This window comes from Streptomyces sp. PTY087I2 (assembly GCF_001687325.1).
Classification (GTDB): domain Bacteria; phylum Actinomycetota; class Actinomycetes; order Streptomycetales; family Streptomycetaceae; genus Streptomyces.
Genome location: NZ_LZRD01000005.1, coordinates 164,305 through 179,336, shown reverse-complemented (window position 1 = coordinate 179,336; position 15,032 = coordinate 164,305). Strand labels below are relative to the sequence as shown.

Here is a 15,032-nt window from a genome sequence, read left to right as displayed (position 1 = left end):
CGGCGGGTCAGCGGAGTCCGGCGAAGAGGTCCCTCTCGGGCAGGGCCGCGCCCGTCGTGTCCTTGACCCGGACGAAGGTCTCCGTGCCCATCAACTCGCCGAACCTCTCCTTGCCCATCCTGAGGAAGAAGATGTTCTCGCCCTGACTGGCGTGCGCGGCCAGCGCGTCGAACTTCTGGCCGCTGAACGCGGTGGTGTCCACCCAGGTGGTGACCTCGTCGTCGGGGAGACCGATCTCGGCCATCGCGGCGGCCTCGGCGGGGTCCGGCTCCGGCATGTCCTCATGGAACTCGCGCATGGTCTTCTCGAACGTGCGCATCGCCGAATGGGGCATCGTCGTCCAGTACACCTTCGGCGTCAGCGTGGTCATCTCCAGCGCCGCCATCGTGATGCGGTGGGCCTGGATGTGGTCGGGGTGACCGTAGAAGCCGTTCTCGTCGTAGGTGACGACCACATCGGGCCGGTAGTGCCGGATGAGCTCCGCGAGCCGGGCGGCGCCCTCCTCCACGGGGGTCCGCCAGAAGGATCCGGGGGCGTCGTTGCTCGGCCAGCCGATCATCCCGGAGTCCGCGTAGTCCAGCGTCTCCAGATCGCTCACGCCCAGGACGTCACAGCTCGCGCGGAGTTCCTGACGGCGTATCGCGGCGACGGCCGCCGGGTCGTGCCCGGGGTCGCCGGGCTTGACGCCTCCCGGCCCGTCTCCGCAACCGCCGTCGGTACAGGTCACGAGAACCGTGCGGATGCCTTCCGCCGCATACCGGGCGAGCACTCCTCCGGTTCCCGTGGCCTCGTCGTCGGGGTGGGCGTGCACGGCCATGAGCGTCAGGGGCCGGTCGGTCATGAAGAGGTCCTTCCACGGAGTCGGGTCGGGGTGGTCCGAGTTCGCGGCGGGCATACCGCACTTCTCGGGCTCGGCCCCTCGCAGGAGGTAACTGCGCCCGCCGGGCCCGCTGTTCCCGGGGCCCGGCTTCGACTCCGACTACTCCGACTCCGACCCCGCCGCGACGATCCCTTCGTACGCGCCCCAGCCGTTCGTCACTGCCCTCATGACGCTCAGTCGTGGAGGACCTTCTTGAGGGCGTCGACGGCGAGGGTGCGGGCGACGTTCGCGGCGCGGGTGTCGCGCAGGCTGTCCAGGAGGAGGAAGTCGTGGACCATGCCCGCGACCCGTACGGAGGTCACGTCCACGCCGGCCTCGCGCAGCCGGTTGGCGTACTTCTCGCCCTCGTCGCGCAGGACGTCGGCCTCGTCGGTGATGACCAGCGTGGTCGGCAGACCCCGGAGCTGGTCCAGGGTGGCGTGGAGCGGCGCGGCGTACACCTCGGTGCGGTGGGCGGGGTTGCCGATGTAGGCGTCCCAGAACCACTTCATGGCGTCGCGGGTGAGGTAGTAGCCCTCGGCGAACTGGAGGTAGGACGGAGTGTTGAAGTCGGCGTCGGTGACCGGGTAGAGCAGGACCTGGGCCTTGAGGTCGATGCCTCCGCGCTCCTTGTTCATCAGCGCGAAGACCGCTGACATGCAGCCGCCGACCGATTCGCCGGTGACCGCGATCCGTGAGGTGTCCAGTCCGTGTTCCGCGCCGTGTTCCAGGACCCACTGGCCCACGGCGTAGTTCTGCTCGACCTGGGTGGGGTACTTGGCCTCGGGCGCCCGGTCGTAGACGGGGAAGACCCCGGCGGCCCCGGCGCCGACGGCGAGTTCGCGGAAGAGGCGGTCGTGGGTCTTGTCGTCGCCGAAGACCCAGCCGGCGCCGTGGATGTAGAAGACCACCGGCAGCGGCCCGGTGGCCCCCTTGGGCCGGATGATCCGGGTGCGGACCGTGCCCCATTGGCCGGCGTCCACGTCGACCCACTCCTCGTCGACGTCCGGGCGGGGCACGCTCGCGTCGCTCTGGAGGCCGAGCAGGATGTCGCGGCCCTTCTCCGGGGGGACCTCGTAGATCCGCGGATGCGGGTCCGTGGCCTCGCACAGCTCCTTCGCCGCCGGTTCCAGGTAGGGGGTGATCGGAGGGGGTAGCTCGGTCATGTCGACTCCCTGTCGTGGGCACGCCGTGTGCCCGGTGCGCGCGGCCCCGTCGGCCGCCCGCTGAAGTGCCGGCCGTCGAAGCGATGCGCACCCCGGACGGCAATGAGCGGTTCCATCCTTTGCGCCCCATTCATCCCCCGCAACCGGCACGGAACCCGGTCAGGCGCTCATCCCCCGGTGGACCCCGTCAGCGGCGGCCCGCCCCTCATCACTCGGTCTCGTCGTTGACCAGGAGGATCTTGCCGACATGGCCGCCGGCCTCCATGAGGCGATGACCTTCGGCCGCGTCGGCCATGGGTACGGTCCGGTCGACGACCAGCCGCACGGAGCCGTTCTCGATCAGGGGCCAGACGTTCCGCTGCACCTGGGCGACGATCTCGGCCTTCTGCTCCTTCGACCGGGTGCGCAGCGTGGTGCCGTACACGGACGCCCGCTTGAAGACGATCTCGGCCAGGTTGAGCGAGCCCTCCAGGCCCTTCTGGAGACCGATGACGACCAGGCGGCCGTCGGCGGCCAGCGAACGGACGTTGCGTTCGAGGTAGTCGCCGCCGATGACATCGAGGATCACGTCGTAGGGCCCGCGGTCGGCGAAGTCCTCGGTCCGGTAGTCGATCGCCTCGTCGGCACCCAGCTCGCGCGCCCGGGCGACCTTCTCCGGGCCGCCGACCGTGGTGACGACACGGGCGCCGAGCGCCTTGGCGACCTGGATCGCCATCGTGCCCACGCCGCCCGCACCGCCGTGCACGAGGACCGTCTCGCCCGCCTTCAGGCCGGCGGTCATGACGAGGTTGGACCAGACCGTGGCGGTGATCTCGGGAAGTCCGGCCGCCTCCACCAGACCGATCCCCTCGGGGACGGTGAGCAGCTGCCCGGCGGGGACGGCGACCTTCTGCGCGTAACCGCCGCCGGTCAGCAGGGCGCAGACCTCGTCACCCACCCGCCATCCGGTGACCCCTTCGCCGAGGGCGCTGATGCGACCGGAGACCTCCAGGCCCGGATAGGGCGAGGTGCCCGGCGCGAGCGGGTAGAGCCCCATCCGCTGCATGACATCAGCCCGGTTCAGTGCGCCTGCCACCACATCGATGACCACCTCGCCGGGCGCGGGCGCGGGGTCCTCGACCTCCACCCATTCCAGCACCTCGGGACCACCCGGTTCCTTGATCGATACAGCCTTCACGGCGCTTCTCCTTCGCGTGAGCCGTGCGCATCGCACACGATGTTTACGATGCTCACATTACGTCGAGGAGTGTGCACTGTCAACATCGAGGGGTGGCCCGGACAGCGGACCAGTTGCCCTCTAGCGCACCGCGGCCGCGTTCACATCGGCGACGATGCGGTGGGCGAGGCGCTCGGAGGACGGCGGGTTCTGCCCCGTGTACAGGTTGCGGTCGACGACGATGTACGGCCGCAGCGGCAGACGCGCCTTGGAGTACTCCGCCCCGCTCTCCCGCAGGCGGTCCTCCAGCAGCCAGATCGCCTTGCGGCCGAAGCTGTTGAACTTCTCCTCCAGGTTCGAAAGGCCCGTCATGCGGTATCCCGCGAAGGGCCACGACCCGTCCTCGTTCTTCGCGGCGAACGCCGCCGCCGGTGCGTGGCACAGCAGCGCGAGCGGCTTGCCCGAGGCGAGGACCCGGGTCAGGAGGGCGCCGGAGACCGGGTCGACCGGCAGATCCTCCATCGGGCCGTGCCCGCCCGGATAGAACACGACGTCGAACGCGTCCGGATCGATCTCGCTCAGCACCCGGGGGTGCTTGAGCTGCGCGTCGATGGCGTCCAGATACGCGGCCACCTCGCGCAGCTTCGACGGCCACCCCGCCGTCCTCGACATGCTCAGCCGGTCGAGCGTCGGGATCTTCCCGCCGGGCGTCGCGACGGTGGTCTCCCAGCCCGCCTCGGTGAAGATCTTGTGCGGCATCGCCAGCTCCTCACCCCAGAACCCCGAGGGATGGACCTCTCCGTCCCGCAGCGTCCAGCGATCGGCCGCCGACACGACGAACAGCACCTTCGTCATGACGCCTCCTCGGGCATGCTCGGCTCCGTGGCGCGACGCTGCCGCAGTACAGAGGCGAGCATGGTGACGGCGACTCCGGCGACCGCCCAGGCCGACAGCACCAGCAGGGCCGAGGTCATGTTGTTGCCGTCGAAGTAGGAGATCGAGCGGGCCGCCCAGGTGCCCGCTCCCGGTGGCAGGGCCGGGCCGATCGCCTCCCAGAACGGTGGCAGCATCGGCGCGGGGAAGGCCCCGCCCGCGCTCGGGTTCCCCATGATCACGACGATCAGGATCGCCAGGCCGATGCCGATGACGCCGAAGAGTCCTTGCAGGGCGAGCGTCGTGGCACCGACGGCGAAGACGAGCAGCGCGCCGAGCCCCCACAACGCCCACACACTGCCCGGCAGAGCGCCCAGGATCGGTCCGACGATGATCGCGCCGCCGAGTCCGCCGGCCAGGGCGACCAGCACCATGGTGCCGAGACGGGTGGCCGCGCGCGTCGGGTTGGCCGGGCGGGCACCGGCGCTGATCGCGAGGATCGACGCACACAGATAGGCGCCGACGCACAGGCCGATGACCAGGTAGAACGAGGACAGCCCGTTGAAATCGTGCGGGGACGCGGGAGCCACGTCGACCGTCCGCGCGGTACGTCCCTGGGCCTCCAGCACGGTGTCGGTGAGCGAGCCCAGCGCGATGGCCAGGGCCCTGCCGCTGCCCGAGGCGACGAGCAGGGTGTCGGTGGTACCGCCGGGGTTCACCACGAGCGCGCCGTCGATGTCCCGGTTCTCGATCTGCTTCCGCGCCGCCGCCTCGTCGGGCAGGGCGCGCGGGTCCAGCGGCGAGCCGGGCAGCTCGTCCAGGCGCTGCACCGTCCGCTCGGCCGCGGCCGGCGGGGCCACCACTCCGAAGGCGACGTCTCTGAGCTTGGGCTCGTGCAGCGCGCCCACATAGGAGACGACGAACAACAGCTGGAGGGCGACGACCCCGATCACCAGGAGCGTGGCCCGGGGGGTGACGGCGCTCTTCACCTCGGACAAGGTGCTCTGTTTCATGGCTCCACAGTCCGGGACGACCGGCGGCCCCGCAGGCGGGAAGCGCCCGAACGGCTGGTGACCCGCCCTCCACACCCGTCCGCCGACCGTCGGCCGCCGACCGGTGCGACGTACCCCACACCACCCCATGTTTACGGTGATTACATTCTTGGGCTAATGTGAGTGGTGTACACATCGTAGGTGATCACGAAGGAAGAGGGATCCGATATGACCGGCGAGCTGTTCTCACCGCTGCATCTGCGTTCGGGGCAGGTGGTGAGGAACCGGATCGCGAAGGCGGCGATGGAGGAGAACATGGCCGGCGACGGCCAGCTGCCCGACGAGCAGTTGTTCACGCTGTACCGGCAGTGGGCGGCCGGCGGGACCGGCCTGCTGATCACCGGAAACGTCATGGTCCACGCCGAGGCCCTGACCGGCCCCGCAGGTGTCGTCCTGGACGAGCACGCCCCGCTGGAGCCGTTCGCCGAGTGGGCACAGGCGGGCAAGTCCGGTGGCGGGTCGATCTGGATGCAGATCAACCACCCCGGCCGCCAGGTCGCCTCCGACATGCCCGGAGTCGTCTGGGGCCCGTCCGACATCGGCGTCAGCCTGGGCAAGCACAGCAGCCGGTTCGGCAAGCCCACCGCCATGACCGCCCAGCAGATCCACGACACCGTCACCCGGTACGCGGTGACCGCCCACCGGGCCGAGAAGGCCGGCTTCGACGGCGTAGAGATCCACGCCGCACACGGCTACCTGCTGTCGCAGTTCCTCTCACCGCTGGTCAACAAGCGCACCGACCAGTGGGGCGGACCCCTGGAGAACCGCGCCCGCATGCTCCTCGACATCGTCAGCGCCGTACGCGCCGCCGTCTCACCGTCGTTCGCGGTCGCGGTCAAGCTGAACTCCGCCGACTTCCAGCGCGGCGGGTTCGACGCCGAGGACGCCCGCCAGGTCATCGAGATGCTCGAACCCCTCGGCGTCGACCTCGTCGAACTCTCCGGCGGCAGCTACGAGAGCCCGGCGATGACCGGCCGTTCCACTGACACCCGCACCCGGGCCCGTGAGGCGTACTTCCTGGACCTGGCCAGGGATCTGGTCATCACCAGCCCGATCCCGCTGATGCTCACCGGCGGCATCACCCGGCGCGCGACCGCGCAGAAGGTCCTCGACAGCGGTGTGGCGGTCATCGGCATGGGGACCGCCCTCGCCGTCACCCCCGACCTGCCCGACCGCTGGCGCGGCGGCCGTGAGGCGGACCGGCGGATGCGCGCGGTCACCTGGTCCGACAAGGCCCTCGCCTCCGCCGCCAGCATGGCGCAGGTCCGCCACCAGATGCGCCGCCTCGCCCGCGGCAGCAGGACCCGGCCCGGCACCCACCCCGCACTCGCCCTCGTCGCCGAACAACGCAAGCAGCGCACCGCCCTGCGCCGCTACCGCACGTGGCTCGCCGAGCCCCGGGGCACCAGGGCCTGAGCGACCGCCCCCTACCGCAATGCAGACATCGCAAACATGAGAGGAACCCGCACCATGTCTTCCACACCGAAGAACCAGGACACCGTCAAGGTCGATCTGGGCGGCCGTGAGGTCACCGTCCCGAAGGGCGGCCTGTACGACCGGTACCGGATGAACCCCGACCTGGACGCGATCGCCCGCGACCCGCGCGTCAGCGGCGTGGACTTCTTCCGGCGGCTGCCCAAGATCAAGGTCGACTCCCCGATCGGTCCGACGCTCACCCCGAACTTCTACTACACGATGTCCACCGCCCGCCTCACGATGCTCGCCCCCTCCAAGGCGATCCGCACCCGCCTGCCCGGGGAGCTCTCCCCGCTGGAGATCGTGCCCGGACTCGGGCTCGTCTCGGTGATGTTCTTCCGCTACGACGTGTGCGACATCGACTTCTACACCGAGGCCACCGTCGGCATCGCCGTGAAGCCCGCCCGGCACGGCAAGCTCGGCTTCTTCGACCTCGTCACCGGCCTGAAGAACGAACACCTCGACGCCTACGTCCTGTCCCTGCCCGTCAACTCGGACATCGCGCAGGTCCGCGGCCACGACGGCTACGGCTTCCCCAAGTGGGTCACCGACCTCGACGTCGACATCAACGACCTCCGCACCACCGCCCGCGTCGCCAACGACACCGGCGGAGCCGACCTCACCCTCTCCGCACCCACCCCCACCCAGAAGGCGTACGTCAGCGGGGAACGCGTCGGCTCGCTCACCTCCTACACGAAGATCAACGGCGGCTGGCACTCCACCCTCAACCAGACCAACGTCCTCAACGCCGGAACAACGCGCAACACCCGCGGCGTCACCCTCCAGCTCGGCGAAGGCCGCATGTCGGACGACCTGCGCTCGCTGAAGCCGAAGCGGACCATCCAGTTCGACGTCATGACCGAAGGCCAGGCCGCCCTCCACATGCCCGTCCCCACCTCCGTTCCGCCCCGGAAGAAGTAAGCAAAGGAGCCCGTGCCATGGCCACCGAACACACCACCACCGCCCCCAACAGCCCGGCTCTGCCCGCGTCCATCACTCCGGCCCTGCTCAGGCGCCTGACCGCACTCGTCTCGGCCGCGCCGGACGCCGCACGCGTCACCACCACCGCCCCCTACACCGGCCTCCCCCTGGCCGACCTCCCGGTCTCGACGCCGGAAGAGGTCGAGGCGGCTTTCGCCCGCGCCCGCATCGCGCAGAAGGCGTGGGCCGCCACCCCACTGAGCGAACGGAAGAGGATCCTGCTGCGCTACCACGACCTCGTCCTCAACCGCCGGGAAGAAGCCCTCGACCTCATGCAGGCCGAGAACGGCAAGACCCGCCGCGACGCCCACCTCGAAGTCGTCGACATCGGCATCGTCTCGCGCTACTACGCCCGCAACGCCGCCAAGTACCTGGCCCCCAAGCGCCGCCGCGGTGCGATACCCCTGCTCACGCACACGACCGAGCTGCGTCACCCCAAGGGCGTCGTCACCGTCATCTCCCCCTGGAACTACCCGCTCAGCATGGCGGCCAGCGACACCATCGCCGCGTTGATGGCCGGAAACGCGGTCGTCCAGAAGCCCGACACCCAGACCGCGCTGACCGCCCTGTGGTCCATGGACCTCATGCACGAAGCCGGACTCCCCCGCGACGTCTGGCAGATGGTCATCGGCCGCGGCAGCTCCATCGGCACCCCGCTGATGGACAACGCCGACTACATGATGTTCACCGGCTCCACCGCCACCGGCCGCCAGATCGCCTCCGACGCGGGCAAGCGCCTCATCGGCGCCTCCCTCGAACTCGGCGGCAAGAACCCCATGATCGTCCTCGACGACGCCGACATCGACAAAGCCGCCGAAGGCGCCGTCAACGCCTGCTTCCCCTCCGCCGGACAGCTCTGCGTCTCCGTCGAACGCCTCTACATCCCCGAATCCATCCGCGACGAATTCATCGCCGCATTCACCGCGCGCACGAAGAAGCTCAGCATCGGCGCGGCCTACGACTACAGCGTGGACGTCGGCAGCCTCACCACACCCTCCCAGCTCAAAACCGTCACCGAGCACATCGACGACGCCGTCACCAAGGGCGCCACCGTCCTCGCCGGCGGCAACGCACGCCCCGACCTCGGCCCCCTCTTCCACGAACCCACCATCCTCACCGACGTCACCCCCGACATGACCCTCCACGACCACGAAACCTTCGGCCCGGTCGTCTCCATCTACACCTACCGCGACGTCGACGAAGCCGTCACCCTCGCCAACGCCACCCCCTACGGCCTCAACGCCAGCGTCTGGACCCGCAACGGAACCCGCGGCCGCGCCGTCGCCGCCCGCATCCACGCCGGAACCGTCAACGTCAACGAAGCCTTCGCCGCCGCCTGGGGCAGCATCGACGCCCCCATGGGCGGCATGGGCGACTCCGGCCTCGGCCGCCGCCACGGCGCCGACGGCATCCTCAAATACACCGAACCCCAAACCATCGCCCACCAACGCATCCAAGGCTTCTACCCCCCGACCCACATCACCCCCGAAACCTGGGCCGACCTCCTCACCCGCGCCCTCAAAACCATGAAAACCATCGGCATGCGCTGAACAGCGGCAGCGGCACCAGCACCGGCTGTCCCCTCCCCTCGTTTCCCTCTCCCTTTCCGATCACCTAAGATGTATACAACGTTCACATCAGGGAGGAGATGTGGACATGGCAAACATAAGGAGCGCACCCCATGGCCCCGAGCAGTACGTACCACCACGGCGATCTGCGCGCCGCCTGCCTGCGTGCCGCGCGTGAGCTCCTGGAGGAGGACGGCAGCGCCGGGCTCTCGCTGCGCGCGGTCGCCCGGAGGGCCGGGGTCTCGGCGACGGCCCCCTACCGTCACTACGCCGACCGCGAGGCCCTGGTCTCAGCGGTGGCCGCCGAGGGGTACCGCGAGCTCGCCACCCACCTGGCGCAGGCCCATCCCGCGCCCTCGACACCCGATGAACTCGCCGCGGTCGCCGTCGCGTACGTACGGTTCGCACTGGAGCACCCGGCCCTGTTCCGGGCGATGTTCGCGGAGCCCTGCGACCCCACGAGCGAGGAACGCGTCGCCGCGACCGCCGCCATCTCGGAGTACGTCCGCACCATCGTCAAGGCGACCTTCCCCGGCGTGGACGCGGACGCCCTGTCGACCACGGTGTGGGCCCTCGTCCACGGCCTCGCGTTCCTGCACCTCGACGGCAAGCTCGACTCCTCCACCCCCGAGATCGTCGCCGCCCAGGTCACCTCCGCCGTCCGCGCGCTGTTCGACGCCGCCCCGGCGATGTCCGGCACGGCTGCGGCCGCTCAGCCAGGGGTCTGAGCGGCTGTCGCCTGCGGGCCGCCCACCACCGTCAGCAGGTCCACGACGAAGATCAGCGTCGAGCCCGGCGGGATCAGCGCGGAGGGCGACTGCTTGCCGTAACCGAGGCGCGGGGGAACGATGATCTCGCGCCTGCCCCCGACCCTCATGCCCCTGATCCCCCGGTCCCAGCCCTTGATGGCCCGGCCGCCGCCCACGGCGAACTTGAACGGCCGGTCCTCCTCCCAGGACGAGTCGAACTCGCGCCCGGACGCGAACGTCACGCCGACGTAGTGAACCCGGACGACCCTGCCCGGGAGCGCCTCGGGCCCGTCCCCGACCACAAGGTCGCGGATCGTCAGCTCGGTGGGCGCGTCCCCCTCCGGAACCTCGACCACCGGCTTCGTCAGTTCGCTCATCACGGTTCCCTCGCTCGCCTCCGGAACCCCGCGCACGGGCCGACCGGATCCGCACGGTCCTTCCATGCGGCAGGAGGTCACGTTACGTCGAGCAGGGCCCGGGCGTGCTCGTCGGGGAAGAGGCCGTCCCGGGCGACGTGCTCGCGCAGCTCCTGTTCGGTGAGCGGGTGGATCTTCCAGTACCGGCCCCAGTTGTCCTGGTAGTCCAGCGCCGGGTCATGGCCGGGCAGGGAGTTCAGCGCCAACTGGGCGCCGCGCATGACCTCGTGGAACGAGTGGTGGCCCGCCGACAGCGACATGGCGATCATCCCGGCCCGGATCAGCCCGAGATCCAGGTCGATCCCCCACTGGTCCCGCATCCGGGCCGCGTGCACCAGGAAGCGGTACGTCGAACCGGCGGTGCCGGTCAGCACCAGGCCTCCCGTGTCCTCGGACGCCCCCTGGAGGCCGGTGCTCATGGCGAGGTCGTAGACGGAGGACGCGGGCATCCAGGTGAGTCCGAGGTCGTTCACCGCGAAGGGCAGCTCGGCCCGGCTCAGCGGCGGGCGTACGTCGTCGGGGTCGGTCCGGACCGTGTGCTCCCGGGTGGCGCGCGCGAGCGCCGCCTGCTTCTCCGGTACGGAGAGGGCGTCGTCCAGGTTCAACTGCGCTGCCAGACGCTCCAGTTCGGCGCGGGCCTCCGCCTGTCGGCGGCTGGGCCGCTCCCGCTCGATCTCCGGGTTCGGGGCCTCCCTGCCGCCCAGCATCTCGGGCACCAGGTCGCTGGAGATGCCCTGGAACAGGAAGGTCACCAGCTCCCTCAGGTTGCCGGTCCGCAGCACCTGCTGGAGGGCGGGCCTGCTGGTTCCGACCGTCCCGGGCATGCTCGGGTTCTCGCTGCCGAAGGTGGCGAGGGCGCGCGGGTACTGCTGCCGCGCCCGGTCCCACGCGGCGCGCGCCATCTTGCGGAACTCCTCCGTCACCGCCTCGTTCTCGGCGAGATGTTCGGCCAGTCGCCGCTCGAAGGCCACGGACTCCTCGGCGTACCGGATGCGGGCCTGGACCCACGCGGGCACCGGTGCGCCACGGTCGGGGCTGGGCGTCGCGGACCGGCGGTGCGTACCGGCGGGCCGTGACATCCCGGGCACGGCGGGCTCGGCCGTCGGGCGGGGCGGCGCGGGCGGTTCGGTGCGGAACGGCTCCCCAGCTGGTCCGGGGCGGCCAGGTACAGGTGACGAAGTGTTCCGGTGGTCGTCGATGTCCACCGTCACCACCCGCCCCCGGTCCGGGTCGGTGGCGCTGCGGACCCGCTGGGCGTCCAGGGTGAGCGTGAAGTCGGAGAGCCGGACGTGCGGGCCCGGGGCGCCGTCCTGGAAGGTCCTCAGCAGCCGGGCCAGCCGGTCCCCGAGCGCCTTGCCGACCGCCTCGGCCCGCTTCTGGCCGCTGGCCCGGGAGCGGTTGCCGTGCCCGGTGACGGTGACCGTGGGCAGGGGCAGGCCGTTGGCGTGGTTCCACAGGCCGGCCCGGGCCAGGGACAGGGCCAGGGCGTCCAGGTTCTCGTCCGCGTCCGCCGACGGGGTGTGCTGCTGCTCGGCGAACCGTACGGTCCTCCGGTCCGGGCGGGGCGCGTGGCCGTGCAGGGCGACCGTGGTGAGCGGATTGGACACGGCGGGCGAACGCTCCGACAACAGTGCCGCGTTGACCTCGTGGGCGGACTCACCGGGGCGCTTGCTGTAGGCCCGGAAGAACCACTGGTCCTTGTCGTCCAGGACCGGTGCGGCCGCCCGTACGGCGTCCCGGGCGCGGGTGCGGGCCTGGTCCACCTCGCGCTGGGCCAGGGCGTGTTCGGGGCGGTCGTCGGTGAAGTACCACCGGACGTGCTCGGCTTCGTGTACGGCGGCCAGGGCCCGGGCCGCGCGGGCGAAGCCGTCAAGGCGGGCGATCTCCGCCGGGGCAGCGCCATCGCGCCGGGCGGTCTCGGCGCGCTCTTCGGACTCCCTTGCCAGCTCGTTCAGTTGGTCTTCGTCGTAGCGGTCGAGGTTTTCGTCGACGACCGCGTCGAGCTGGTCCGTGGAGATCGGTGTACGGGAGTGGGTCTCGTTCTCCAGGGTGATCTGGTGGCTGCCGTCCTCGCTTGCCAGCACCACCTGCGCGAAGTGGTACGGGGCGTGCGGGCCGACCGGGTCGCCGGGCTTGGCGTGGTTGTGGGTGAAGAGCTGGGCGCCGCCGTCGTTGGTGGTGCTGACCGACTGGATCAGATAGCCCTCGCCGACCTCCGCCCAGGCGTACTCGTTGACCCCGGTCCGGGCGGCGGCCCGGGTCAACGGCCCGCGCAGCGCGTTGTCCTGGGTGTGGCTGAGGGCCTGCCCGTACGCCTCGCCCGGGGTGGGCGCGCCCACCACTCCGCCGGTGAAGCGCGGGTCCCGGCCCGCCTGCCGGGCCGCCCAGCCCGGGGTGACATCGGTGGCGGTACGGGTGCCGTCGGCGACCTCCGTCAGCGCCTGGGCCAGGTGGTGGGTGCCGGTGACCTCCCGGCCGTGCAGCCCGTTGACCGGAGCCGTGGCGACCGTACCGCCGGGGGCTCGGAAGGCGAGGTGGGAGAGCGGCGCGGCATCCGTTCCGGCGACGGTCCGGGCGAAGTCCCGGGTGAAGGCGTACTCGGATGCACCGGAGGCGGTGAGGAACCGGGGCTCCACCCGGAAGAGCGGTTCGCCGGGCGTACCGTCCTCCCGCGCGAGCACCACCCGCACCGACGGGTCGGCCGCCAGCCGCACCCCGGCTCCGGCGGCGGCCAGGCGGGCCGAGGAGGACGCGATCGCCGCCCGGGTGGCGTACACCTGCCGACCGCGTCCGGTGGTGTCGTCCCCGGCCGAGAGCAGCGCGACGGTCCGGTCTTCGGAGATGTGCAGCGGCGGCCGGGCGCTGGCGGGGACGGTGTCCTGGCTCTGATGAGGCAGGACCAGCGCGGGTTCTTCGGCGCCCGATCCCGTGCGGACTTCGCCGACCGTCCGGGGGCCGGGCTCGGTGAACAGCGTTCCGGTGCCGCCGTCGTCGACGACTTCGTAATCGCGGGTGACCAAAGGGCGGGCGCGTAGCGCGTCGATGCGGCGTTCCCACTGTGCCCGGTCGGCGAGCCGGTCGAACTCCGCGTCGCCGTCGCTGGTGGAGCCGCTGTCGCTCTCGCCCTCGCTGTCACTGTCACTGCTGAGGTCGCGGGCGCCGGGCAGACCGGGCTCCTGCGGTGGCGGGGGCGTGGTCCAGTCCGGCCCGGTCTCCCCGGCCCGCCGGTGCACCACGAGGTGGGCGACCCCGGTGGTGGGGTGGGTGGCCACCTCGGCCGGTCCCAGCGGATACCAGACCGGGCGGGCCGTCGTACCGGCGACCAGGTCGGCGACGCGCGCGGCGAACGCCGGGGGCAGGGCGAGGACGATGTCCGCACCGCCCGGCCGCCGCGAGTCGTACGAGATGATCCGGGCCATCTCCTCGGCGTCACGGACGACGAAGGTGCGCCACGGCGTGACGATCTCGACGCCGCCGCCCTCCGCCGCCTCGGCGACGAACAGGTACGGGTTCCGCCACGGCGCGCTCTGCCCGGCCGCCCGGCCGGAACGCTCGGCGAGGTACGAGTCCGGGGCTGGCAGCCCCCGGTCCGCTCCGGTGAAGTCCCGTCCCGCCGGGGTCCGTTCCGCCGTACGCAGCAGAGTCTCTTCGGCGAGGGCGTCCCGCCGGGTCTCGATCTGCCGGTCGACGAAGTACCCGGCGAGGTCGTCGGCGGTCGCCAGGTCGTCCGACGATGCCTCCAGCGCCAGCGCTCCCAGGTCCAGGACGTCCTGGTTGGTCACCCGGGCCCGGTGCGGCAGATGCAGGACGTGCCGGATGAGATCGGCCAGCCCGTCGCGGGTCGGACGGCCGCCCGCCGCCTCCTCGACCAGCGCGTAGAGGGCTTCGGAGGTCTCCTGGAGCCGGGTGCGCGGGGCCCTGTTCCACTGCGGCCCGAAGACGGCCGTCAGCCACTCGGGGTCGGCCCAGATCGGGGTGTCCTGCTCGTCCTCGGAGTCGGAGTCGGAGTGGCTGCCCGTGTTGTCGTGGGGCTGGGGCTGGGGCTCCGCGCCGGACAGCGTGCTGAGTTCGTACGCCTCTTCTTCTCCGGGCAGCCCTGGGACATCGCTGTCCGTGGGCACCTTCGGCTTCGGGGCCGGGGCCGGGGCCGGAGTCCGGAGCAGCAGCGGTACGAAGTCCCCGCCCCGGCGGCGGAGTCGGAGGACGGGCGCGTCGGCGGAGGGGCCCGCGTAGGTGTGGGCGGTGCCGTTCTCCTCGATCAGGGTGACCGTGGCGCCGGTCGCCCTTGCCGCCCACTCGGCCACCGCGCGGTCGGCGTCCGGGCCCCAGGGGGCGTGGGCGAGGTGGCGGCGCAGCCGGCCGTCGCGGGCGTCCTGGCTCGGGGCGGGCTCGCCCGCTCGTTCCGGCGGCGGCGGGGGCGAGAACAGCGCGTCGCGCTCCGCCCGTTCGCCGGGGAGCCCGTTCAGCCGCATCAGCTGCGTGGGCGACGCCCCGGCGCGGGTCCGGAGTCGGGCCGCCGCGCGCGGGTCGCGGCCGGGCTGTTCGGCGGCGTGGCGCAGAGCCGTGGAGAGCGCGGCGAAGAAGCCGTTGCCCCGGCCCGCCGGGGCGCCCTGGGTGTAGGTGGCGCCGTCGGGTGCGGTGAGGAGGCCGTCGCGGTCCAGGCGGTAGCGCGGGCCGTCGGCATCGGCGGGCGGCAGCCAGGGCGGGGTGGCGTGGCTGCGGTGGACGGGCGGCTC

General features: G+C 71.6%; 10 protein-coding genes and 1 pseudogene. 4 read left to right on the top strand and 7 right to left on the bottom strand.

Features of this window, described 5'->3' with window-relative positions:
- Positions 1 to 7: 7 nt before the first annotated feature.
- The 5 genes from A3Q37_RS07020 to A3Q37_RS07000 all read right to left on the bottom strand — a co-directional run bounded on the left by A3Q37_RS07020 (position 8) and on the right by A3Q37_RS07000 (position 5,067).
- Positions 8 to 841: a PIG-L family deacetylase gene (locus A3Q37_RS07020; protein WP_065479539.1), complete on the bottom strand. Its 834-nt coding sequence runs from the start codon at positions 839 to 841 to the stop codon at positions 8 to 10.
- Positions 842 to 1,053: 212 nt separating this feature from the next.
- On the bottom strand, positions 1,054 to 2,025 hold the full coding sequence (locus A3Q37_RS07015) for an alpha/beta hydrolase (protein ID WP_065479183.1): 972 nt from the start codon (positions 2,023 to 2,025) through the stop codon (positions 1,054 to 1,056).
- A 208-nt stretch (positions 2,026 to 2,233) separates the two neighbouring features.
- Positions 2,234 to 3,202 carry an NAD(P)H-quinone oxidoreductase gene (locus A3Q37_RS07010; RefSeq protein WP_065479180.1) on the bottom strand — a complete coding sequence of 323 codons (969 nt, stop codon included), beginning with the start codon at positions 3,200 to 3,202 and terminating at the stop codon, positions 2,234 to 2,236.
- A gap of 120 nt (positions 3,203 to 3,322) precedes the next feature.
- Complete coding sequence (locus tag A3Q37_RS07005) at positions 3,323 to 4,036, bottom strand: type 1 glutamine amidotransferase domain-containing protein (protein WP_065479177.1); 714 nt, start codon at positions 4,034 to 4,036, stop codon at positions 3,323 to 3,325.
- Positions 4,033 to 5,067: a DUF3533 domain-containing protein gene (locus A3Q37_RS07000; protein WP_065479175.1), complete on the bottom strand. Its 1,035-nt coding sequence runs from the start codon at positions 5,065 to 5,067 to the stop codon at positions 4,033 to 4,035. Before A3Q37_RS07000 ends, A3Q37_RS07005 begins: the two co-directional genes overlap by 4 nt.
- A gap of 207 nt (positions 5,068 to 5,274) precedes the next feature.
- On the opposite strand from A3Q37_RS07000, the gene A3Q37_RS06995 reads away from it, so the two are divergent.
- The 4 genes from A3Q37_RS06995 (at position 5,275) to A3Q37_RS06980 (ending at position 9,859) form a co-directional block, all read left to right on the top strand.
- Positions 5,275 to 6,522 (top strand): NADH:flavin oxidoreductase/NADH oxidase family protein, encoded by a 1,248-nt coding sequence (locus tag A3Q37_RS06995; protein WP_065479166.1) that lies wholly within the window; start codon positions 5,275 to 5,277, stop codon positions 6,520 to 6,522.
- A 54-nt stretch (positions 6,523 to 6,576) separates the two neighbouring features.
- On the top strand, positions 6,577 to 7,503 hold the full coding sequence (locus A3Q37_RS06990; protein WP_065479162.1) for an acetoacetate decarboxylase family protein: 927 nt from the start codon (positions 6,577 to 6,579) through the stop codon (positions 7,501 to 7,503).
- 17 nt (positions 7,504 to 7,520) lie between these two features.
- Complete coding sequence (locus A3Q37_RS06985; protein WP_065479160.1) at positions 7,521 to 9,113, top strand: succinic semialdehyde dehydrogenase; 1,593 nt, start codon at positions 7,521 to 7,523, stop codon at positions 9,111 to 9,113.
- A 131-nt stretch (positions 9,114 to 9,244) separates the two neighbouring features.
- On the top strand, positions 9,245 to 9,859 hold the full coding sequence (locus A3Q37_RS06980) for a TetR/AcrR family transcriptional regulator (protein WP_065479157.1): 615 nt from the start codon (positions 9,245 to 9,247) through the stop codon (positions 9,857 to 9,859).
- On the opposite strand, the gene A3Q37_RS06975 is transcribed toward A3Q37_RS06980, so the two are convergent.
- Both A3Q37_RS06975 and A3Q37_RS37680 read right to left on the bottom strand, forming a co-directional pair.
- On the bottom strand, positions 9,844 to 10,257 hold the full coding sequence (locus tag A3Q37_RS06975) for an FKBP-type peptidyl-prolyl cis-trans isomerase (protein WP_065479154.1): 414 nt from the start codon (positions 10,255 to 10,257) through the stop codon (positions 9,844 to 9,846). The genes A3Q37_RS06980 and A3Q37_RS06975 overlap by 16 nt on opposite strands.
- 77 nt (positions 10,258 to 10,334) lie before the next feature.
- A pseudogene (locus A3Q37_RS37680) lies at positions 10,335 to 15,032 on the bottom strand (hypothetical protein); the annotation flags it as partial.